16 protein-coding genes are annotated in these 22,001 nt (G+C 63.5%); 8 read left to right on the forward strand and 8 right to left on the reverse strand.

Annotation, left to right across the window (positions count from 1 at the left end; genetic code table 11):
* Positions 1–30: 30 nt before the first annotated feature.
* On the forward strand, positions 31–1,491 hold the full coding sequence (locus tag O7A60_RS20390; protein ID WP_246672913.1) for an AMP nucleosidase: 1,461 nt from the start codon (positions 31–33) through the stop codon (positions 1,489–1,491).
* Between the two features lie 111 nt (positions 1,492–1,602).
* Positions 1,603–2,634: an endonuclease/exonuclease/phosphatase family protein gene (locus O7A60_RS20395; RefSeq protein ID WP_337107754.1), complete on the forward strand. Its 1,032-nt coding sequence runs from the start codon at positions 1,603–1,605 to the stop codon at positions 2,632–2,634.
* Positions 2,635–2,808: 174 nt separating this feature from the next.
* Here the strand turns inward: O7A60_RS20395 and O7A60_RS20400 are convergent, their stop codons facing one another.
* Positions 2,809–3,405, reverse strand: coding sequence for a DUF922 domain-containing protein (locus O7A60_RS20400; protein ID WP_337107755.1), 597 nt, complete (start codon positions 3,403–3,405; stop codon positions 2,809–2,811).
* Positions 3,406–3,509: 104 nt separating this feature from the next.
* Positions 3,510–5,189: an electron transfer flavoprotein-ubiquinone oxidoreductase gene (locus O7A60_RS20405; RefSeq protein ID WP_337107756.1), complete on the reverse strand. Its 1,680-nt coding sequence runs from the start codon at positions 5,187–5,189 to the stop codon at positions 3,510–3,512.
* A gap of 220 nt (positions 5,190–5,409) precedes the next feature.
* Here O7A60_RS20405 and O7A60_RS20410 point away from each other — a divergent pair, with 220 nt between their 5' ends.
* The 3 genes from O7A60_RS20410 (at position 5,410) to O7A60_RS20420 (ending at position 7,882) form a co-directional block, all read left to right on the forward strand.
* Positions 5,410–6,054, forward strand: a complete 645-nt coding sequence (locus O7A60_RS20410; protein WP_337107757.1) for a hypothetical protein — start codon at positions 5,410–5,412, stop codon at positions 6,052–6,054.
* 88 nt (positions 6,055–6,142) lie between these two features.
* Positions 6,143–7,015, forward strand: coding sequence for a uracil-DNA glycosylase (locus O7A60_RS20415; protein ID WP_337107758.1), 873 nt, complete (start codon positions 6,143–6,145; stop codon positions 7,013–7,015).
* Positions 7,016–7,069: 54 nt separating this feature from the next.
* On the forward strand, positions 7,070–7,882 hold the full coding sequence (locus O7A60_RS20420; RefSeq protein WP_337107759.1) for a helix-turn-helix domain-containing protein: 813 nt from the start codon (positions 7,070–7,072) through the stop codon (positions 7,880–7,882).
* Here O7A60_RS20420 and O7A60_RS20425 read toward each other — a convergent pair whose 3' ends face one another.
* Positions 7,883–8,848 (reverse strand): DMT family transporter, encoded by a 966-nt coding sequence (locus tag O7A60_RS20425; protein ID WP_337107760.1) that lies wholly within the window; start codon positions 8,846–8,848, stop codon positions 7,883–7,885.
* A 272-nt stretch (positions 8,849–9,120) separates the two neighbouring features.
* On the opposite strand from O7A60_RS20425, the gene pepN reads away from it, so the two are divergent.
* Both pepN and O7A60_RS20435 read left to right on the forward strand, forming a co-directional pair.
* On the forward strand, positions 9,121–11,766 hold the full coding sequence (pepN, locus tag O7A60_RS20430) for an aminopeptidase N (RefSeq protein WP_337107761.1): 2,646 nt from the start codon (positions 9,121–9,123) through the stop codon (positions 11,764–11,766).
* Between the two features lie 196 nt (positions 11,767–11,962).
* Positions 11,963–14,284, forward strand: a complete 2,322-nt coding sequence (locus O7A60_RS20435; protein WP_337107762.1) for a PAS domain-containing sensor histidine kinase — start codon at positions 11,963–11,965, stop codon at positions 14,282–14,284.
* Positions 14,285–14,328: 44 nt separating this feature from the next.
* Here the strand turns inward: O7A60_RS20435 and O7A60_RS20440 are convergent, their stop codons facing one another.
* Genes O7A60_RS20440 through O7A60_RS20455 form a run of 4 tightly spaced genes read right to left on the reverse strand, consistent with a single transcriptional unit; the run spans position 14,329 to position 19,977 of the window.
* Entirely contained in the window at positions 14,329–14,802 is a 474-nt protein-coding gene (locus O7A60_RS20440; RefSeq protein ID WP_140506054.1) for an EF-hand domain-containing protein, read from the reverse strand.
* A 50-nt stretch (positions 14,803–14,852) separates the two neighbouring features.
* Positions 14,853–17,813, reverse strand: a complete 2,961-nt coding sequence (locus tag O7A60_RS20445; protein ID WP_337107763.1) for a bifunctional [glutamine synthetase] adenylyltransferase/[glutamine synthetase]-adenylyl-L-tyrosine phosphorylase — start codon at positions 17,811–17,813, stop codon at positions 14,853–14,855.
* Positions 17,813–19,294: a sensor histidine kinase gene (locus tag O7A60_RS20450; protein ID WP_337107764.1), complete on the reverse strand. Its 1,482-nt coding sequence runs from the start codon at positions 19,292–19,294 to the stop codon at positions 17,813–17,815. The genes O7A60_RS20445 and O7A60_RS20450 overlap by 1 nt, the downstream gene beginning before the upstream one ends.
* A gap of 8 nt (positions 19,295–19,302) precedes the next feature.
* On the reverse strand, positions 19,303–19,977 hold the full coding sequence (locus O7A60_RS20455) for a response regulator transcription factor (protein ID WP_023771592.1): 675 nt from the start codon (positions 19,975–19,977) through the stop codon (positions 19,303–19,305).
* A 154-nt stretch (positions 19,978–20,131) separates the two neighbouring features.
* On the opposite strand from O7A60_RS20455, the gene O7A60_RS20460 reads away from it, so the two are divergent.
* Positions 20,132–20,260 (forward strand): hypothetical protein, encoded by a 129-nt coding sequence (locus tag O7A60_RS20460; RefSeq protein WP_337107765.1) that lies wholly within the window; start codon positions 20,132–20,134, stop codon positions 20,258–20,260.
* 70 nt (positions 20,261–20,330) lie between these two features.
* Here the strand turns inward: O7A60_RS20460 and O7A60_RS20465 are convergent, their stop codons facing one another.
* Complete coding sequence (locus O7A60_RS20465) at positions 20,331–21,884, reverse strand: Do family serine endopeptidase (protein ID WP_337107766.1); 1,554 nt, start codon at positions 21,882–21,884, stop codon at positions 20,331–20,333.
* Positions 21,885–22,001: the final 117 nt, after the last annotated feature.

Raw genomic sequence — 22,001 nt, forward strand, 5'->3', positions numbered from 1 at the left:
ATCTATCCCCAAGCCATCGAATCTGTCGTCATGCCCGAGCCTTTTGGCCGGCAGAGCTTCGACAACGCCGAAAAGGCCGTTGCCGCGCTGCAGGTGCTCTACGACCGCAACACCAAGTTCCTGCGCGATTCCTTCGCGGCCCTTGCCGCCGGCGGCGACAGCAGCAAGCGCTACCGGGCCTTCTACCCCGAGATTGGCGTCACCACGAGTTCGTTCACCCAGGTCGACTCTCGCCAGGCCTATGGCCACATGCCGACGCCCGGTCATTTCGCTACCACGGTTACCCAGCCGGACCTGTTCGAGACCTACCTCATCGAGCAGCTTCGGCTGATCATGCGCAATCACGGCGTGTCGGTGACCGTCTCGGAATCGACCACGCCGATCCCGCTGCATTTCGCTTTCCTGGAAGGCACCTATGTCGACGGCGCCGATGCCGAACGTATCAAGCGGCCGATCCGCGACCTGTTCGACGTGCCGGATCTCGACGGCACCGACGATCAGATCGCCAACGGTACGTTCGAGGTCGCCTTCGGCGAGCCCCGGCCGCTGGCGCCGTTCACGGCGCAGCGCATCGACTATTCACTGCACCGCATGACGCACTACACTGCAACCAGCCCGCAGCATTTCCAGAATTTCGTGCTGTTCACCAACTATCAGTTCTATATCGACGAGTTCGTCGCCCGCGCCCGCGACCTGATGGAAAACGGTGGTGAAGGCTACACGGAATTTGTCGAACCTGGCAACGTTATCACCCGGTCCGGGCAGAGCGCTCCCAGTGAAGGCGTAGCGCCACAGCGCCTGCCGCAGATGCCGGCCTACCATCTGAAGAAGCCGAACCATGGTGGCATCACCATGGTCAATATCGGCGTGGGTCCTTCCAACGCCAAGACCATCACTGACCATATCGCGGTGCTTCGGCCACATGCCTGGGTGATGCTTGGTCACTGCGCCGGGCTGCGCAACACCCAGGCGCTGGGCGATTATGTGCTCGCGCATGCCTATGTGCGCGAAGACCACGTGCTGGACGACGATCTGCCGGTGTGGGTGCCGATCCCGCCGTTGGCCGAGATCCAGGTTGCGCTGCAGGAGGCGGTCGCCGAGGTCACCGGCCTGTCGGGCTATGATCTGAAGCGCATCATGCGCACAGGCACCGTCGCCACCATCGACAACCGCAATTGGGAACTGCGCGACCAGCGCGGACCGGTGCAGCGCCTGTCGCAGTCGCGCGCTATCGCCCTCGATATGGAATCGGCGACGATCGCCGCCAATGGCTTCCGCTTCCGCGTCCCCTACGGCACGCTGCTGTGCGTTTCCGACAAGCCGCTGCATGGCGAGTTGAAATTGCCTGGTATGGCGACAGAGTTCTACAAGCGTCAGGTGGCGCAACACCTGACCATCGGCATCAGGGCGATGGAAAAGCTGGCCGAGATGCCGATGGAGCGGCTGCATTCGCGCAAGCTCCGGAGCTTTTCGGAGACAGCATTCCAGTAGGCGGTCGCTTGCAGGGCTGGGCGAGGCAATTCGTCGTCTTGCTCGGCCGCAATTTGGCCGATAAGCAATCGAACGGATCGTCAGGCGGCATTCGGCAGACACGACCCAATGATGACAGGCGCGCGCTTGAACATGATGGCTGGGCTGGCATTCCTGGCGATGACGGCATTGTCGGCCGCTTTGTTGGCCGGGTTTTTCGGCGCGTTGCATCCCGCTTTCGATTCCTTTTCGCATTTTCGCATTCACCTCAGCGTGCTGATGGCGCTTTTGGCGCTGCCGCTGCTTGCGAGTTCCTACCGGCTGCAGTCGGCCGCGGCACTGCTCTTCGCCGTCGCCTGCCTGGCCACGACGGCAAGCGCATTGCCAAGGCTGTGGCCGCAGCCGGCGGTTGCCAAGCCCGCCGACCAGATCGTCTACAGCCTGCTGCAGATGAACCTTCGCTTCAACAATCCAACGCCGAAGAAAGTGCTCTCACTGATCGGCCGCACCAATCCGGACGTGATCACGCTCGACGAGGTGTCGGCGATGTGGACGACCGAGCTTGGCTACATCGCCAGCGCCTATCCCTACCGGATCCTCTGCCCTTACCCGAACCGCATGTTCGGCGTGGCGCTGCTGTCGCGCCGGCCGTTTGTCGCCGACACCGCGCCGCGTTGCGAACCGCGCGGCGCGATGGCGACCGCCACTATCGACTTTGGCGGGAGCGATGTCGATGTCGCCGCGATCCATTTGACCTGGCCCTGGCCGAAGGAGCAATACTGGCAGATCGGCGAACTGGCGCAGCCACTGGCCGCGCTCGGCGAGACGGCGATCCTGGCCGGGGATTGCAACGCCGTGCCTTGGAGTGCCGCGGTGCGGCGGGTCGCGGCTCTCGGCGGGCTGATACTCATGCCTTCAGCCGGCCCGACCTGGATTCACCGGACACTGCCCGATTTCCTGCGCCGCTATGCAGGCCTGCCGATCGACCAGGTGTTCAGCAAGGGCGGGCTGACCATTCTGTCTTCGGCGCGGCTGGAGGATACCGGCTCCGACCATCTGCCGGTGCTGGTCGAGTTCTCCGTCCGCACGGGAGACAAGCAACCGCATGACGAGCACGAGAGCGCGCTCGCGGCACACGATCTCCAAGGCAGACCGCGCGGCTGATGCTTCGCCGTCCCAAGACGGGGCACCATCGCGAATGCGCAAGCGCGGTTCAGTGTTTGTTAGAATCACCGAACCGCTCTAACCCTTTGTTTCGACGCACTTCCCAAGGGAAAGCGCTGTGCGCTTTGCCCGGGAAAACCGCCACGCACTTTGCTCTAGACGCCAACGACGCCTTCAAGGTTTGGTCAGCGCGTCGACCAGGTGCTCGACGCGGCCGCCATCACGATGCTCGCGGGCATCGAACGCATTCTGCCTGGCTTCGTATTCGGCATAGATGGCGTTGATGCGCCGCCTCGCTTCGATGTGCGTGCCCATGCAGAACCAGTTGTCGGGGCGCTTCAGCCCGACAAGCGCGGTCTCGGTGGCCCGCATCATCCGCGCCGCAATGCGGCCATGCGTATGCTCATGCTTGCGGACGCCGGCCATGAAACGGTCCCAGCGCTCGCGCAGTCTTGTATCTGTTGGCGAGAGCCGCCGTGGGAAAGTGTAGGTTACGTCGAGCGTCCCGTTGGCCTGGCGCAGGCGACAGGTCCCATCCTGGCGGGCGACATCGAGATCCCAGTGCGTGGTGTAGCCGGTTTCGGCGATGGCGCGCGCCATATAGCCATGCTTGGGCCCCAATCGGTCCATCGCCTCGACAAGGGCGGCGCCGGTCCTGCCGGCAACGTCATAGCTGCGGATATGCACGGTGAGCTTTGTGTCGGCCGAAGCGGCCGATGCGCAGACCAGCATGCCGGCCGCGGCGATCATAGTCAGATTCCTCGGGCGCATGTCCGCCTCCTCTCCGGAAGCCATGAGACCATACTCCGAGCGGCGCTTCAACGGGCTTGGGTGAAACGGCCGCCCCTGCGGCGACAGACGAGGTCCGCCGCCGCTCACATACCCTGGTAGACCGGTCCTTCACCGCCCTGCGGCGGCACCCAGTTGATGTTCTGGTTCGGGTCCTTGATGTCGCAGGTCTTGCAGTGGACGCAGTTCTGCGCATTGATGACGAAGCGCACGTCCTTGGCCTGCGGATCGGCGGCGGCGTTGCCATCCTTGTCCACCCACTCATAGACGCCCGCCGGACAATAGCGCGTGGAAGGTCCGGCAAAGACATCGTGCTCGGAGCGTTGCTGCAGCGCCATGTCGCCGACGATGAGGTGCACCGGCTCGTTTTCCTCGTGATTGGTATTGGACAGGAACACCGAGGAGAGGCGGTCGAAGGTGAGCACGCCATCCGGCTTCGGATAAGCGATCTTCTTGTGCTGGGCGGCAGGCTCGAGCGTGGCATAGTCGGCCTTGCCATGCTTCAGCGTGCCGAAGGGCGAGACGCCGAACAGCGCGTTCAGCCACATATCGAGGCCGCCGAGGCTGACGCCTATGACAGTGCCGAAGCGCGACCATAGCGGCTTGACGTTGCGCACCTTCTTCAGGTCCTTGCCGATGTCGGTCGCGCGCCAGGCCTCTTCGTAGGCGGAAAGCTCGTCATTGGCACGGCCGGCGCCGATCGCCTCGGCGACATAATCGGCCGCCAGCATGCCGGACAGCACGGCATTGTGCGAACCCTTGATGCGCGGCACATTGACGAAGCCCGCCGCGCATCCCATCAGCGCGCCGCCCGGGAACGACAATTTCGGCACCGACTGCCAACCACCCTCCGTTATGGCGCGCGCACCGTAGCCCAGGCGCTTGGCGCCCTCGAACGTGCCTGCGATCGCCGGATGGGTCTTGAAGCGCTGGAATTCCTCGAAGGGTGACAGATAAGGATTTTTGTAATTGAGGTGGAGGACGAAGCCGACAGCCACCTGGTTGTCCTCCAGATGATAGAGGAACGAACCGCCTCCGGTCTTCATGTCGAGCGGCCAGCCGAAGGAATGCTGCACCAGACCGGGCCGATGGTTCTCCGGCTTGACCTGCCAGAGTTCCTTGAGGCCGATGCCGTATTTGCCCGGCTCGCGGCCATCGGAGAGTTTGTATCTGGCGATCAACTGCTTGGCGAGCGAACCGCGCGCGCCCTCGCCGATCAGCACGTACTTGCCCATCAGCGCCATGCCCGGCGCGAAGCCCGGACCGTGCGTGCCGTCCTTCTCGACACCCATGTCTCCGGTAACGACGCCGGTGACGGCACCTTCTTCATTGTAGAGCAGGCCGGTCGCGGCAAAGCCTGGATAGATCTCGACGCCAAGCGCTTCGGCCTTGTCGGCCAGCCAACGGCAGACGTTCCCCAGCGAGACGATATAGTTGCCGTGGTTGTTCATCAGCGGCGGCATGAGGATGTTGGGCAGGCGGAACGAGCCGGCGGGGCCGAGCACAAGGAAATGGTCCGCCGTGACCGGCGTCTTGAAGGGATGACCATCCTCCTCGCGCCATCCGGGCAATAGCCGGTCGATGCCGATCGGATCGACGACGGCACCCGATAGGATATGGGCGCCGACCTCGCCGCCCTTTTCCAGCACGACGACCGAGAGCTCGGGATTGACCTGCTTGAGGCGGATGGCCGCGGCAAGGCCGGCCGGTCCGGCACCGACGATGACCACGTCGAATTCCATGCTTTCGCGTTCGATATCGCTCATCAACCCCTCCGCACTGGCTTGCCGCCGTTGGCGTATCTTGCTGGCTCTTGCGCTGCATAGCGCATCATTTGGCGACAGGAAACCGGCGCATACGTGACAATGCGGATTTGGCCAAAAAGTCGCGCATTCCGCGGCAGGCAAGCCGCTTCCGCGCGGCGCGACCCGCCAAACTTGCGTTTTTTATTGTTCGACGGCTTGCTTATCGGCCATACTTCCCGCCATGCGCATTCCCGGGCCAGGCGGCTTCTCTTCGACGCGCTTTCCATCAACGCCCGGCCGGGCCTGCCGGGCGATTACTTTGGCCCTTCTGGTTTTGGCGCCGGGTCATGCCGTCGCCGGTGAAGTGAAGGTCTGGTCGACAGGCGCGTACTCATTCTCCGACGAGCTTGGCGGTTTCCGCATCACCGGGGCCTCCGGCATCGGAACCAAGGACGATCCGCTTGTCATCACCGAAGAGCTGAATTCGGCGACACCCGCGACGCTGACCATCCGCACCACAAAGCCGATCCAGACATTCGGCAAGGCGGGTGAGTTCGCCAACGGCATCATGTATATGCGCATAGACGTGCTCAACAACAGCGGCCAGGGCTGGATTGAATTCCAGTTCGAGCTGCAGGAAATACTGGACCAGCCAAGCGTGTTCGGAGACGGGCTTTCGTTCGACCAGCGCAACAAGACACCTGACAATATCTGGTCGAGCAATTTCGCCGATTTCGATCGCGAGTTCGAACCCTATGATCGGCTGCTGTTCAAGAACGGCAAGGTCGATCCGCTGAAGACCGCCCGCTTCGAATTCCTGATGACCGACTACACGCCGCGTTGGACCTTCTATCTCGTGCAGGATCCACGCATACCCACCGGCTAGACCGCGACGTCGCCTTGGCAGCGGGATTGGCTGCCGCCACGGCCTTCCCGAGGTTGCAAATTGGCGCCGCCCAGACGATGGTGCGGCCATGACTGCCGCCTCTCCCAATCATCCGGTCGATTTCGCCGATCTGCTCGCCTTCTATGCCAGCGCGGGTGTTGACGAGGCTTTGGAGGATGCGCCGGTAAACCGGTTCGCGGAGGCCGCGCCGAAGCCGGCGGAGCGCATGCCGACGGCGACGCCACGCGAAAGCAGCGCACCAGAGCAGCCGCCCGTGGCTCCGCCGCGGCTCGATGGGCGCGCCGTGCCGGATGCTCCGGCCCCGCGCCCGCCGACCTCGGCCGTGCCCGACGAGGCGCAGGCGGTGCTGGCACGCCAACTGGCGACCGCGGCGGTATCCCTGGACGAGCTGCGCCAGCACATGGCCGCTTTCGAGGGCTGCAATCTCAAGGCCACCGCCAAGAACCTGGTATTCGCCGATGGCAACCCGCAAGCCGCTGTCATGCTGGTCGGTGAAGCCCCCGGCCGCGACGAGGATATTGAAGGATTGCCCTTCGTCGGCCGCTCGGGCCGCCTGCTCGACCGCATGCTGGCCGCGATCGGCCTCGACCGAGGCTCGGTCTACATCGCCAATGTCATTCCCTGGCGGCCGCCCGGCAACCGCACGCCGACGCCGCACGAGACCGAGATCTGCCGGCCGTTCATCGAGCGTCAGATCGAGCTGGTCAATCCCAAGGTGCTGATCAATCTCGGCGGTCCGTCGGCCAAGACCTTGCTCAACACCTCGGAAGGAATCCTGCGGCTGCGCGGCAACTGGCGCCTCCACACCACGGCGTCCGGCATTGCCATTCCGGCGATGCCGACGCTGCATCCGGCCTATCTCTTGCGGACGCCCGCACACAAGAAGCTCGCGTGGCGGGATTTTCTCGAGGTGAAGGCGAAGCTGCGGGCGCTCTCCTAGCGATGACCTCGCAGGTAATTGAAATGCTTTGGCCTGCGGCTTAACCATTCTCCCATGACAACGCCTCAAACCTCCGCCGGCAGTCTCATACGCGAATGGCGCACGCGCCGCCGCATGAGCCAGCTCGACCTCGCCATGGAAGCCGAAATTTCGCAACGGCATCTCTCTTTCGTCGAAAGCGGCCGCGCCGCACCTTCGCGCGACATGGTGCTGCATCTGGCCGAGCAGCTTGCGATCCCACTGCGGCAACGCAATCAATTGCTGCTGGCCGCGGGCTTCGCGCCGAGCTTCAGCGAACGGCCGCTCACCGATAGGACGCTGGCACCAGCGATGGCGGCGGTCGAGATGGTGCTCAAGGGGCATGAGCCGTTTCCGGCATTGGCGGTGGACCGGCACTGGAACCTGGTTAAGGCCAACGCGGCAATCGGGCCATTCCTGGCCGATGTTTCCGAGCCTTCATTGCTCCAGCCACCCGTCAATGTGCTGCGGCTCAGCCTGCACCCGGGTGGTGTCGCGCCGCGTATCGTGAATCTCCAGGAATGGCGCATCCACCTGCTCGAACGGCTGAAGCATCAGAACGATGCCGCCGGCGACCCGGAGCTGATCGCATTGGAGCAAGAGCTTCGCGGCTACCCCTCCGGCCTGAAGGGCAGCCGGCCGGCGCCGGTCGAGCCGAATGCCATCGTGCACCCGCTCAGGCTTGCCCATGGCGACACGGTGCTTTCCTTCATCAGCACCATTACCGTGTTCGGCACGCCGCTGGATGTGACGCTTTCGGAACTGGCGATCGAGTCGTTCTTCCCGGCCGACGAACAGACAAGAGCGGTGCTGGTGCGGTTGGCGAAAGAGCGGACGGAACGGTCGTGATCACCCCTGCGGCAGGGCCGCCTTGCGGGTGCGGGTGCGTTCCAGACCCAGTTGCCGTTCGCGCCAGATGATGAAGATGCCGGCGGCCACCACGATCACACCACCGACCAGCGTGCCGGACGAGGTCACGTCACCGAAAACGAAATAGCCGACGACGACACCAAGGATCATCGAAGTGTATTCGAAAGGCGCCACGACCGAGGCTTCGGCATGGCGATAGGCCGCGGTCATCAGAATCTGGCCGAGGCCGCCGCAAAAGCCGGCCATGATGAGCAGTGCTGCTTGCGCCGGCGTCAGCGATTGCCAGCCGATGGGCAGCGTCAGCAGCGAGAGCACGCTCGCCGTTGACGAGAACCACAGCACGATGGTGGCCGTCTTCTCTGTCTGGACGAGATTGCGCACGAGCAACATGGCGACAGCCGAGATTGCCGCGGCCGCCAGCGCGGCCATGACGCCCAGGACCTCCTGGTCGTTCAGCCCTTGATCCGAATTGAGCAGCGTCAGTTCCGGCCAGGAAATGATGAGCACGCCAATGAGGCCGATCGCGACGGCACTCCAGCGATAAACACGGATCGTCTCGCCAAGGAACACCGAGGAGAACACCACGACCAGCAGCGGCTGTGCATAGTTCAGGGTGATCGCCTCCGGCAACGGCAACCTGGTGAGCGCGAAAAAGCCGAGCCCCATGGCACCGACGCCGACGACGCCACGCGCGACGTGGTTGAAGGGACGTTTCGTGACGAACGCCGTGGCCAGATGTCCTTTCAATGCCAGGAAGGCAATGATCGGGAAGATGGCGAAGAAGGAACGGAAGAAGACGATCTGCCCGGCAGGCACGTCGCCCGCCGCCTTGATACAGGTTTGCATGCCGACAAAAACCGCCACAGAGACGATCTTCAGCACGATGCCTCTGAGCGTATCGTGGCCGCCGGTGGTTTCTGGTTGCGCCTCCGCCCCTGATGTCACTTTGGCAATGCGTCTCTGCCCGCCGCCGAGGGCACGTTGCGGGTTTCGAAACGGCAGAACGGGAAATTGTCGGCGCGCCGAACGAAAGCGCCCATCCCGTTTTTCGGTGTGACGGCGGTCATGACTGCCCTCGCGATGATGAAAGGAAGGCCTGAATTAGGCTCTGCCGCAGTTTTGTCGAGGGTGTGTTTCGTGTAAAGAGCGCGGACTTTGAATTTTTTGGACCAGCCAAAACATGTCCGGTCCCCGGAAAAGACAGGAAAAGCCAGGGAATGCGCACCGACACAGGCCAGGTCTTCAAACTCGAGGACTATCGCCCCAGCGACTACCTCATTCCGGAAACCAACCTTGACTTCCGTCTTTCGCCACAGGCCACGGTCGTCACCGCGATACTGACCGTAGAGCGCCGCGAGGGGATATCGAAATCGGCTCCGCTGGTGCTCGACGGCGATGGGTTGACGCTCAAGCGCGTCGAGATCGACGGCAAGACGGTGAGACCGGCTGATCTGCTGGCGAGCCCGGACCAACTGACCCTGCTCAAGCCGCCGGCCGCACGTCGTTTCCAACTGCGGATCGAAACCGAACTGGCGCCGGCCAGCAATGAGGCTCTTATGGGCCTTTACCGCTCAAACAACGTCTACTGCACGCAGTGCGAGGCGGAGGGTTTTCGCCGCATCACCTACTTCCTGGATCGCCCCGATATCCTGTCCGTCTACACGGTGCGGATCGAAGCGTCGCGCGACGAGGCGCCGCTGCTCCTGTCCAACGGCAATCCGGTCGAGAACGGCGATCTCGCCGATGGCTGGCACTACGCCAGCTGGCACGACCCCTTCCCCAAGCCGTCCTACCTGTTCGCGCTGGTGGCCGGGAATCTCGGTCAGGTCGCCGACAGTTTCGTGACCATGTCCGGGCGCAAGGTCGAGCTCGGCATCTATGTCGAGCCCGGCAAGGATGCGCTCGCCGGCTACGCGATGGACGCGCTGAAGCGGTCCATGCAATGGGACGAGGAGGCGTTTGGCCGCGAGTACGACCTCGACGTCTTCAACATCGTCGCCGTGTCGGACTTCAACATGGGCGCGATGGAGAACAAGGGCCTCAACATCTTCAACGACAAATACGTGCTGGCCGACCAGGAGACGGCGACGGACGCCGATTTCGCCAATATAGAGGCGATCATCGCGCATGAGTATTTCCACAATTGGACAGGCAACAGAATCACTTGCCGCGACTGGTTCCAGCTTTGCCTGAAGGAAGGCCTGACGGTCTTCCGCGATCATGAATTCTCCGCCGACCAGCGCTCGCGCGCGGTCAAGCGCATCGCCGAAGTGCGCACGCTGCGTGCCCACCAGTTTCCCGAGGACCAGGGACCGCTGGCGCACCCGGTGCGGCCGCGCCGCTACCGCGAGATCAACAATTTCTATACGGCGACGGTCTACGAAAAAGGCTCCGAAGTGGTGCGCATGATCCGCACCATTCTCGGCGCCGAGGTCTTTCGCGCCGGCATGGACCTCTATTTCGAACGCCACGACGGCGAAGCCGCGACCATCGAGGACTTCATCAAAGTGTTCGAGGAGGCGTCCGGCCGCGACCTTTCGCAATTCGCGCTCTGGTATCACCAGGCAGGTACACCCAACCTGACGGTGAGTTCGACGCACAATCCGGCCGCACAGGAATTCACGCTCGAGATCGAGCAGTCGGTGCCGCCGACACCGTCGGAAAGCCGCAAGCGGCTGATGCATATCCCGCTCGCCTTCGGCCTGATCGGCGCCGGCGGCAAGCCGGTGGAATATGACCGCGTCGAGGGTGCCAGCGTCGAGGGCGGCGTCATCCATATCCGCAAGCGCCGTCACATGGTGCGTTTTTCCGGCGTCGCCGAACGACCGGCGGTGTCGCTCAACCGCGGCTTTTCGGCGCCGGTGACGCTGTCGGTCGAGCAGAAGGCCGCCGACCAGTTCTTCCTCGCCCGCCATGACAGCGACGCCTTCTCGCGCTGGCAGGCCTTCAACACGCTGCTCACCGATGCGCTGATCGCTGCCTTCCGCCAGATCCTCGGCGGCAAACAGCCGGACTTCGCCCCACGGCTGACCGACCTTGCCGGCGTCATCGCCAGTGACGAGACACTCGAGCCGGCCTATCGGGCCCTTGCCCTGGCGCTGCCTGGCGACGCCGACATCGCGCGTGACATCGGCAAGAACATCGATCCCGACGCCGTCCATACCGCCCGCCACGCGCTTGCGCTGGCGATCGGAACGGCCAATGGCGAGGCATTTTCCGGCCTCTACGACAGCCTTGCCGACAAGAACGCCTTCAGCCCCGACGCGGCGAGCGCGGGACGACGCGCCTTGCGCAACATTCTGCTGGATTATCTCTCGCTGCTGCCTGGTGGAGCGGCATTGGCGGCCGGGCATTTCCAGTCCGCGACCAACATGACCGACCGCGCGGCCGCATTGGCCGTTCTCGCGCATCGTCACCACGGATCGTCAGAGGCGAAAAAGGCGCTGGCGGCTTTCGAAAAGACATATGCATCCGACCCGCTGGTCATGGACAAATGGTTCCAGATCCAGGCCAGCGTGCCGGGGCCGCAGGCTGTCGACACGGTTCGGTCCCTGACCGCTCATCCGGGGTTTTCGATGGGCAACCCGAACCGGGTGCGCTCGCTGATCGGCACATTCTCAAGCGCCAACCAGACCGGCTTCCATCGCCCCGACGGCGAAGGTTACCGTTTCTTAGCGCAGACGGTGCTCGAGGTCGAAAAGCGCAACCCGCAAGTGGCGGCTAGGCTGGCGACGGCGCTCAGGTCCTGGCGTTCGCTCGAACCGGGCCGGCAAGCCAAGGCCAGGGAAGCACTGGTTTCGATCGCCAACACCGAAAACCTGTCGGCGGACCTGCGCGATATCGTCGAGCGCACGCTGGCATAGGCGTCCTCGTGCGGGAGAAGGCTGAGCCGCCGCACCTTTCAAAAGCTCACTATTTAGTCGATTTTTAATCTTTTTTCGCCCGAGCACTGGACAAGGCGAATCACCTTTGATTCTTTAATGGCGATTCGGAAGTGCGGTGTTGCCGGATCACCAGCACATAGAAATGCGGCATACTGGAAATCGGGGAGTGCCATTTATGGCGAAGGCGGACGCGTGGGGCGCGCCCGGAGGGATGGCTTTTGCGCGTCGCGAGACGCGCAGCGACGGCCTTGCCGGGAATACGCGGCTCATCGCCGAACCAGCCTACAAGCGTCTTCTGGCGGCTGAACCGCTTTTGCGCCGGTCGATACCAGCCCTCATCGTCATCTTCCTCCTCGTCATCGCGGCGCTGCGCGTGCTCTCGCTCATGAACGAGCGCGACGACATCGAGCGCGATGCCAAGGCGATCCTGACGCTGGGCGCCGCGCAGCTCGCCAGCTCGCTCGCCACGACATCGGACACGCTGCCGGGCGCCACCCAGGACCTGCTGGAGACCACCAGCCGCCAAGGCGCGATGGGCCGCAGCCATGTGCTCGTCATCACCGACAGTGCCTTCAGGATCACCGCGGTGACACCACGTTCCGTGCCTTGGCAAGGCCATTCGCTCGACGGCCTCGTCCAGGGCTGCCAACCCCTGTTCATGTTCGGCGATCGGGCCGGTGTCATGGAGGTCAACATCGGCGGTGAGGACTGGTATGCGGCGGTCAGCCTGTCCAAGGACAGGAAGGGAGCCGCCGCGGCTCTGGTGCCGCAGGAAGCGGTCTTCGACACGTGGCGCAAGACCGTCTCGCTCAACGTCACCCTGTTCGTGCTGACGGCCGGCGTGCTGATCATCATCCTCTATGCCTATTTCGGACAGGCGGCGCGCGCGCAGGCTGCCGACCGCATCTATCTCGAAGCGCATCAGCGTATCGACATGGCGCTGGTTCGCGGCCGCTGCGGCCTGTGGGACTGGGACATGGTGCGCGGCAAGATGTACTGGTCACGCTCGATGTACGACATGCTCGGCTACGAACCCTGCGAGACGATGCTATCGTTTGGCGAGGTCGACGAGATCATTCATCCCGAGGACGGCGACCTGTTCGAGCTCGCCAACAGGATCGTCGCACGCGAGATCGATCACATCGACCAGGTGTTCCGGATGCGGCATGCCGATGGCCAGTGGGTGTGGATGCGCGCCCGGGCCCAAGTCATGGATCCGGAAGCGCCGGAGATCCAGTTGATCGGCATCGCGGTCGACGTCACCGAGCAACGGCATCTGGCGCTCCGCTCCGAAGCGGCCGATCTTCGCCTCAGGACCGCGATCGAGAACATAAATGAATCCTTCGTGTTGTGGGATTCGGCTCAGCACCTGATCATGTGCAATTCCAAATACCAGCAGGACAACGGGCTCTCGGATCGCGACGTGATGCCAGGTGTGACGCGCGCGTCGCTGGAAGAGCGGATGCTGGCCTTTGCTTCGGAGCGCCGGCTTGCCAACACCAATGGTCCGCAGGGCGGCGCCACGTTCGAGCGGCAGCTGTCCGATGGCCGCTGGCTGCAGGTCAACGAACTCAGGACCAGGGACGGCGGCATCGTCTCGGTCGGGTCCGACATCACCCAGATCAAGCTGCATCAGGAAAAGCTGGTCGACAGCGAGCGCCGGCTGATGGCGACGATCCATGATCTCAGCCTCGCACGGCGGGCCGAAGAGGAACGGTCGCGCGAACTGGTCGACCTCAACCGCAAATACATGAAGGAAACCGAGCGCGCCGAAGCGGCGAACCGGGCCAAATCCGAATTCCTGGCCAACATGTCGCATGAACTGCGCACGCCGCTCAATGCCATCATCGGCTTCTCCGAACTGATGGAACAAAGGTTGTTCGGCCCGCTGGGGTCGGAGCGCTACGAGGAGTACGCCACCGACATCAACAGCAGCGGCAAATACCTGCTCGGCGTCATCAATGACATTCTCGATATGTCCAAGATCGAGGCCGGCCAGTTCTCGCTGGACCAGGAACAGATCGACCTCGGTCCGTTGATCAGCGAAACCGTGCGTGTCGTGTCGCTGCAGGCGGCGCAGAAGGCGATCACCGTGGAAACGCGTATCGCCGACGCACTGACGCTGTTCGCCGATCGCCGGGCGATCAAGCAGATCGTCATCAACCTCCTGTCCAACGCGGTGAAATTCACCGGCCAGGGCGGCCACATATCGGTCAGGGCCCGCAACACCTCAGGCGCGCTGGTGCTGACGATCGAGGACAATGGCTGCGGTATCCCGAAGGAAGCGCTTGGCAAGCTCGGGCGCCCCTTCGAGCAGGTGCAGAACCAGTTTTCCAAGAACCATGCCGGCTCCGGACTTGGCCTTGCCATTTCCCGCTCGCTGGCCGAGTTGCAAGGCGGCGCACTGAAGATCCGTTCCACCGAAGGCGTCGGCACGATCGTGTCGGTGCGCATTCCGGTGAAGAAGGCTCCGCCTTCGGTCAAAGCCGCGGCCTGAGCGGCAGGCTCCGGCTGACGGCCCGGAGCCTGCGTCAGCCAGCCTCACTGCATGCCGTTTTCGTCGTCGCCTCCTTGACGATGACGGCCAAAGCGCCCGCTCTTCGGCAGCTCGCGGTTCTCGATCTTTCCGTCATTGTTCTTGTCGAGTATCGCGAAAAGCTTCTTTTCGCGGCCGCTGATGTCATCTGATGTCAGCGTGCCGTCGCCCTTGCTGTCGTAACGGGCGATGATGCGCCTTGCCATACGTTCGAAGCGCGCCTTCTCCAGTGCGTCGGCGAGTTGAGCGACAGTCAGTTTGCCGCCATTGTCAGCCACGAGCTTCTTGAGCCGCGCGTCCATGACATCGGAGAACTGGTCGAAGGTGATAGTGCCGTTGTTGTCCTTCATCGCCTTGTCGAGCCGCATCATGGTGCGCTCACGCATGGTTGCGCTGTCGACATTCTCGGCATAGGCGCCGCCGCCGACAGCTCCGGCCAGGGCGATGAAGGCAATTGCGAGCTTGGTTGTCTTTCTCATGGTTTTCTCCTGTTGCATCGTCACCCCCGATGCGGCCGAACGCTCGTTGATCACGAACCCCCGGCACGAAGCAAAAGGTCGAAATCCTTCCTGACCTTTTGCGACGTCTCCTTGAGGTGTGCCTCCAGCACACCGAAATCCGGCAGGTCAGTGACCGCCAGAAGCAGATCCGAAAGCCCCGGCGGAACGTCGTCACGTTCGAAGGGTCCGGTAAGGCACAGCCGCGTCATCTGGGTCAGCGCCAGATAGAGGGCGTAAGCATCGCCAAGGTCCTGCCTGATCCCGGCATTGGCGAAACGTGGCGTCAGGCGAGACAGGATCTCGGCCGTACCGGTGGCGCGCGGCCCGGCCTCGACCTGCCTGATGATGACAGCCACCTGGGCGATGAATTCGAGATCGATCAGACCACCCGGGATCAGCTTGATGTCCCAGAGGTCGCGTGGCGCCTTCTCCTGCTCGATCATGGCACGCATGTCCGACGCCTCCGCCCTCACCTTCGCCGCATCGCGCGGCTGGCTGAGCAACGCGACAACTTCCGCCTCGACCTCGCCGCATAGGCGGGGGTCACCAGCAATCGGCCGCGCCCGCGACAGGGCCATGTGCTCCCAGGTCCAAGCCTCCTGGCGCTGGTATTTCTTGAAGGCATCGATGTGGGTGGCGACCGGTCCCTTGTTGCCGGACGGCCGCAAACGCAGGTCGAGCTCGTAGAGCACCCCTTCCGCCGTCGGCGCCGATACAGCCGATATCAGCCGCTGCGTCATGCGGGTGTAGTAATGCGAAGGCGCCAGCGGTTTTTCACCGTCGGAGTCCTCGGCATCCGCATCGTGGTCGTAAAGCAAAATAAGATCGACATCCGATCCGGCGGTCAATTCGCGGCTGCCGAGCTTGCCCATGCCGAGCAGCGAAACCACGCCACCGGCGATCGTGCCGTGGCGCACCGCGAATTCTGCGGTCACCGCTTGCAACGCAGCCGCGATGGTCAGGTCCGCCAGATCGGAGAAAGCGCGGCCGGCGCGGGCCGGATCGATCGAACCGGCGAGCAGCCTCACACCGATCAGGAATTTCTGCTCGGAAGCAAATATGCGCAGCCGGTCGAGCACGTCCTCATAGGCCCTGTCGCCTTCGAGGAAGGCCGACAGCCGCGCCGAGAGATAGACGCGGTCGGGAAGCTCGGTCAGCAATGCCGGGTCGAGCAAGCCGTCGAAGACATGCGGCCGGCGGGTGATGATCGCCGCCAGCCGGGGTGCCGCGCCCATGATCGTGGCCATCAGCCTGAGCAATGCGGGGTTCGACTGCAACAACGAGAACAATTGGATGCCGGCCGGCAGGCCGGCGAGGAATTCGTCGAAACGGACCAGCGCCTCATCGGCCCGGCGCGTCTGGCCAAAGGCCTTGAGCAGTGCCGGTGTCAGTTCCGTCAGCCGCTCGCGCGCCTCCGCCGACCGGGTGACGCGATAGCGCCCGAAATGCCAGCCGCGGATGACACGGCAGATATCGCTTGGCCTCTGAAAACCGAGGCTGTGCAAGGTCCGCAGCGTGTCCGGGTCGTCGACGTCACCGGTGAAGACCAGGTTGCCGATGCCGGCCGAAAGCTCGGGTGCTGTTTCGAACAGCGCGGCATAGTGGCGCTCGACCTGCTGCAGCGAGGCACGGAACGCCCCGGCAAACACGACCGCGTCGGCAAAGCCCAGCATGCGGGCGATGCGCTCCAGCCCTTCATCGTCTTCCGGCAGCGTGTGCGTCTGCTCGTCGGCCACCATCTGGATAGCGTGTTCGACGCGACGCAGGAACCAGTACTGGCGGGCGAGCGCGTCACGCGCATCTGATGTGATCCAACCCCGAGCCGCGAGCTGACCGAGCATCGGCACGGTTTCGCGGCCGCGCAGCTCCGGGAAGCGGCCGCCGGCGATGAGCTGCTGGGTCTGGACGAAGAACTCGATCTCGCGGATGCCGCCGCGCCCAAGCTTGACATTGTGTCCTTTCACGGCGATCTCGCCATGACCCTTATGGGCATGAATCTGGCGCTTGATCGAATGGACGTCGGCAATAGCCGCATAGTCCATGTATTTGCGCCAGATATAGGGCTGGAGCTCCTTGAGAAAGGCATCGCCCGCCGCGAGATCGCCGGCGACCGGGCGCGCCTTGATCATCGCGGCGCGTTCCCAGTTCTGGCCGCGCGCTTCGTAGTAGCGCAGCGCGGCTTCAACCGGAATTGCCAGCGGGGTCGAGCCGGGATCGGGACGCAATCTCAGATCGGTGCGGAAGACATAGCCGTGCTCGGTGCGATCCTGCAGGATGCGCACCAGCCGCCGCGTCAGGCGTGAAAACAGGTCGGTGGCGTCGAGTGGATCGACCACTGCGGGCGCTTCCGGATCGAAGAACACGACGAGGTCGATGTCGGAGGAGAAATTCAGCTCATGCGCGCCGAGCTTGCCCATGCCGAGCAGGATCCATCCCGATCGATGCGACGGACTGTCGAGGTCGGGCAGTTTGAGCTTGCCCTGGCCATGCGCGTCACGCAGCAGGAAATCGACGGCCGCGCGGGTGCAGGCGTCGGCGAGATCGCTCAACCGCCTTACAGTCAGCGAGGTTTCAGCCTCGCCCGAAAGATCGGCGAGTGCGATCAGGAAATGCGCCTCGGCCTTATGCCGGCGCAGCTCCATCATCAGGCCGGATTCCGAGACCATTTCCGCCAGCGGCGCCTGGTCGATCGCGGCGGTGATCGCCTTCAGGCGGGTCTCGACCGGCAGGTCGAAGAGGCCGTCCAGGATTTGCGGCCGGCGGCGCGCCGTATCGCGCAGAAACGGCGAAAGGTCAAAGACGGCGGCCAGGAAATCCTGCGCCGTCCCCTTGCCGGCCAGGAATTTGGCCGCCCGTGTCAGCCCTTCTTCGCGCGCTGCGTCCGCGATTTCGGACAGTTCCTGCTGTGCCCGGCTCTCGTCGAGCGGAGCAAGAGGGGTTTCCAGGCTCAGCAACCAGTCTGTCTTGCTCCGCTTGGCAACGGCCGCCATCAGTGGTCCTCCCGCGCGGGGAAACTCATGACCACGGATAGTCCCGGATTGCCAGGCAACAGGTCAAGCCGGCCGTAATGGAATGTCATGACCGCCTTGGCGAGACTGAGGCCAAGGCCGGAACCAGGCTGCGAACGGCTCTTCTCCAGCCGTACGAATCGTTCGGTCGCCCGGGCGCGATCGGCTTCGTCGGGAATGCCCTGGCCGTTGTCGGCGACGGAAAGCCTGATCTCGCCATGCTTGCGTTCGAGCGCCACACGGACCGCCGGCTTGGATGTGGAATCGGTTGAGTACTTGATCGCATTGTCGACGATGTTGGAAAGCGCCTGGCCGATCAGTTCGCGGTTGCCGTCAACGACAAAAGCATCGTTCACCTCGGCGTCCAGCGCAACGCCAGCCTCCTCGGCCACGGGCTCGTAGAGTTCGACCACATCACGCACGGCCGCCGCCAGATCGACGCGGCTAGTGTGCTCGGAAGAATACCCAGCCTCCAGCCGGGAAATCATCAGGATGGCGCTGAAGGTTTTTATCAGCTGGTCGGACTCGGCGATGGTGCCTTCCAGCGCCTGCCGATAGTCCGATGTTTTCTGCTTGCCGGAAAGCGTCGCTTCGGCCCGGTTGCGCAGCCGAGTCAGCGGTGTCTTCAGGTCATGCGCGATGTTGTCGGATACCTGCTTCAGGCCTTCGTTGAGCGTGGAGATCCTGGCCAGCATGACATTGAGATTTTCCGATAGCCGGTCGAACTCGTCGCCGGCGCCGGTCACCGGCAACCGGCCACTGAGATCACCGCCCATAATGCGCCGGCTTGCCTCGGAAACCCCGTCGATACGCTTCAATGCCGCGCGGCCAACAAAGAACCAGATCAGGATGCCGCCCACCCCCATCATGCCGAGCGCCAGCACCAGCGAACGGCGGATGACGGCACGGAACCGCTCCGGTTCGCCGAGATCACGGCCGACCAGCATGATCATCTGGTTCGGCAGCCGCAGCACCAGGGCAATGGCGTTGTGACCCTTTTCGCCTTCGGCCTGCGGCGGCGCATTATCGCCAGTCGAAGGAGGCGTCGCCTGGTCCGACGTTCCGCTGCGCAGGCGATCAAGCTCACCCTCGCCGAAACGCTTGTAGGAGAACGGCTCGGTCGTCCAGCCCTCGGTGTCGATCACCCCAGGTTCAAGACTCTGCACATTGCCTGTCAGGATCTGGCCGTTGGCATCGGCGATCAGATAGAGGTTGGCGCCGGGCTGGCGCGAGCGAGCCTCGACCACGCGGACCAATACCGGCAGACCTCCGCGCTGATAGGCGCGGGCAAGGCCGAGCACTTCGTCGTTGATGGTCTCCTGCGTCTGCGCCGTCAGCATGCGCGCCGAGAGCGAAGTCATATAGAGGACGAGCAGCACCGCGCAGAGTGCAAAGAGCAGGAGATACAGCGCCGAAAGCCGTGCGGCCGTCGTCTTCATGATGGCGGGCACGGAAAGCGCCATGCTGCCGCCTAGCCGCCCTTCAGCATGTAGCCGGCGCCACGAACCGTATGCAGGATGGGTTTGTCGAAACCCTTTTCGATCTTGCCGCGTAGCCGCGAGACGTGGACATCGATGACATTGGTCTGCGGATCGAAATGATAATCCCAGACATTTTCGAGCAGCATGGTGCGCGTCACCACCTGGCCGGCATGGCGCATAAGATATTCGAGCAGACGGAATTCGCGTGGCTGCAGCGTGATCTCGCGCGCCGCCCGGCGGACGGAATGCGACAGCCTGTCGAGTTCAAGGTCGCCAACCCGGTAGACGGTCTCGGCCTCCTTGGCGCTGGCGCGTCGATTCAGCACCTCGACGCGCGCCAGAAGTTCGGAAAAGGCATAGGGCTTGGTGAGATAGTCGTCGCCGCCGGCGCGCAGGCCGGTGACCCGGTCATCGACCTCGCCCAGCGCCGACAGGATGAGCACCGGCGTCGTGTTGCCCCTGGAGCGGAGAGCGGCAATGACGGATAGGCCGTCGCGGCGCGGCATCATCCGATCGATGACCATCACGTCATAGTCACCCGCATCGGCAAGCGCGAAGCCGGTCTCGCCGTCACCCGCGACATGCGCGGTATGACCCGCTTCCGTGAAGGCTTTCTGCAGATAATCCGCAGCCTCGCGATCGTCTTCTATGACGAGAATCTTCATAGGGCCGTTATACGCGATTTCGCTGGAAGGTTGAGTAGCCGGCATCTGCATTTTAGCCTTTGCCAAAGCACATCGCGATCAAGAGGATCGAGCGCGCGCGCGATAAAATCTTTGTTCCGTGGCGTCGTTACGCCGGACATGCCGGTTCCCGGTCATGTCGTTACCCGCAACCACCGAACCAATCGGCTTCGGGCACGAGGGCGTGATGGGCAGTCATATGCGGGCGCGGCAGCGGGCGATGGGAAGCCCGCTGCCGCTGAAGAAGAGCGCGATGACTGACTAACGGGCTCTCCTTCTTGCTTTCCCATGCGGCGACTCGGGGGTGTTGAAACCGCCGCATTGGAAAAGTCGTCTCAGCCCTTGGCCACCGGCAGCGCGACGAAGCGGTTGTTGTCGTCGCGGGAGATCTGCATCAGCACCGACTTGCGTCCGGACTTGACCGCATCGGCCATGGCCTTGGTGACGTCTTCGGTGCCGTTGACCTCCGCCGAGTTGACCGCGGTGATGACGTCGCCTGGCTGGATGCCGCGATCGGCGGCGGCGCTGTCTGGGTCGACGTCGGTCACCACCAGACCCTTGCCGTTTTCGGACTTGGTGACGGTGAGGCCGAGATCGGCCAGCGTGTCCGGCTTTGCCGGAGCGGCGGGTTGCTGCTGCTGGTCGCCCGACGCCTGCTTGTCGCTGGCGGGCAGCTTGCCGAGATCGACCTTGACTGTCTGGCCCTTGCCGTCACGCCACACGGTGACGTCAACCGACTTGCCCGGCGAATAGGCGCCGATCAGGCGGGCGAGTTCCTTCGGCGAGGCAACGTCCTTGCCATCGACCTGGGTGATGACATCACCTGCGGTAATGCCGGCCTTCTTGCCGGGGCCATCATCCTGGGCGCTCGAAACCAGGGCGCCATTGTTGGACTTCAGACCGAGCGATTCGGCGATGTCGGAGGTGACCGGCTGGATTTCGACACCGAGCCAGCCGCGCTGGACCGCGCCATTCTTCATCAGGTCTCCGACGACCTGCTTGGCGGTCGAGGCAGGAATGTCGAAGGCGATGCCGACGCTGCCGCCCGAGGGCGAGAAGATGGCGGTGTTGATGCCGACCACCTGGCCGTTGAGATTGAAGGTCGGGCCGCCCGAATTGCCGCGGTTGACCGAGGCGTCGATCTGGAGGAAATCGTCATAGGGGCCGGCGCCGATATCGCGGCCGCGCGCCGAGACGATGCCGGCGGTAACGGTGCCGCCGAGGCCGAACGGGTTGCCGACAGCCACGACCCAGTCGCCGACGCGAACCTTGGAATCGTCGGCGAAGTCGACATAGGTGAATTTGCCACCGCCGTCGACCTTGAGCACGGCGAGGTCGGTGCGCGGATCGGTGCCGACCAGCTTGGCGTCGAGTTCCTTGCCGTCATTGGTCACCACGGTGAAGGCGGTGCCTTCTTCGACGACGTGGTTGTTGGTGACGAGATAACCGTCTTCGGAAATGAAGAAGCCGGAGCCCTGCGCCACCGGGCGCGGCTGATCGTTGTTGCGGTCGCGGTGGCCAAAGCGGCGGTGACCTTCGTTCTGACCACCCTGGTCCTGGTCACCAAAGCCACGGAATTCCTTGAAGAAGCGGCGCAGCTGCGGATTGTTGGGAAGATTGTCGAAACCGCCCTGATCGTCGGAACCGTCATCGGCTGTTGGTTGCAGCTTGGCCTTGACCTTGACACTGACCACGGCTGGCGAAACGCGCTCAACGACATCGGCGAAGCTCGGGACCTGCGGAGCCTCGACACGCACGGCGTCAGCCAGAACGGGGCTGGTTCCACTGGTCAGCGCGCCAAATCCGATCGCGCCGGCGACAGCGACGGACGCGACGGCAGCCAGAAGACGCTTGCGGGTGAGGGAATATGAATTGGGGGCAATATTCATGGATCTCTTATCCTCTTTCAAACGGACGCGCCTTGATCGGCATCCTCAAGAAACGAGAATTAGAGCGGCGCACATTACGACGCCATTTCCGGCACATGAAACTTTGGTAATGTTAGC

This window comes from Mesorhizobium salmacidum (SeqCode) (assembly GCF_037179605.1).
GTDB lineage: Bacteria > Pseudomonadota > Alphaproteobacteria > Rhizobiales > Rhizobiaceae > Mesorhizobium > Mesorhizobium salmacidum.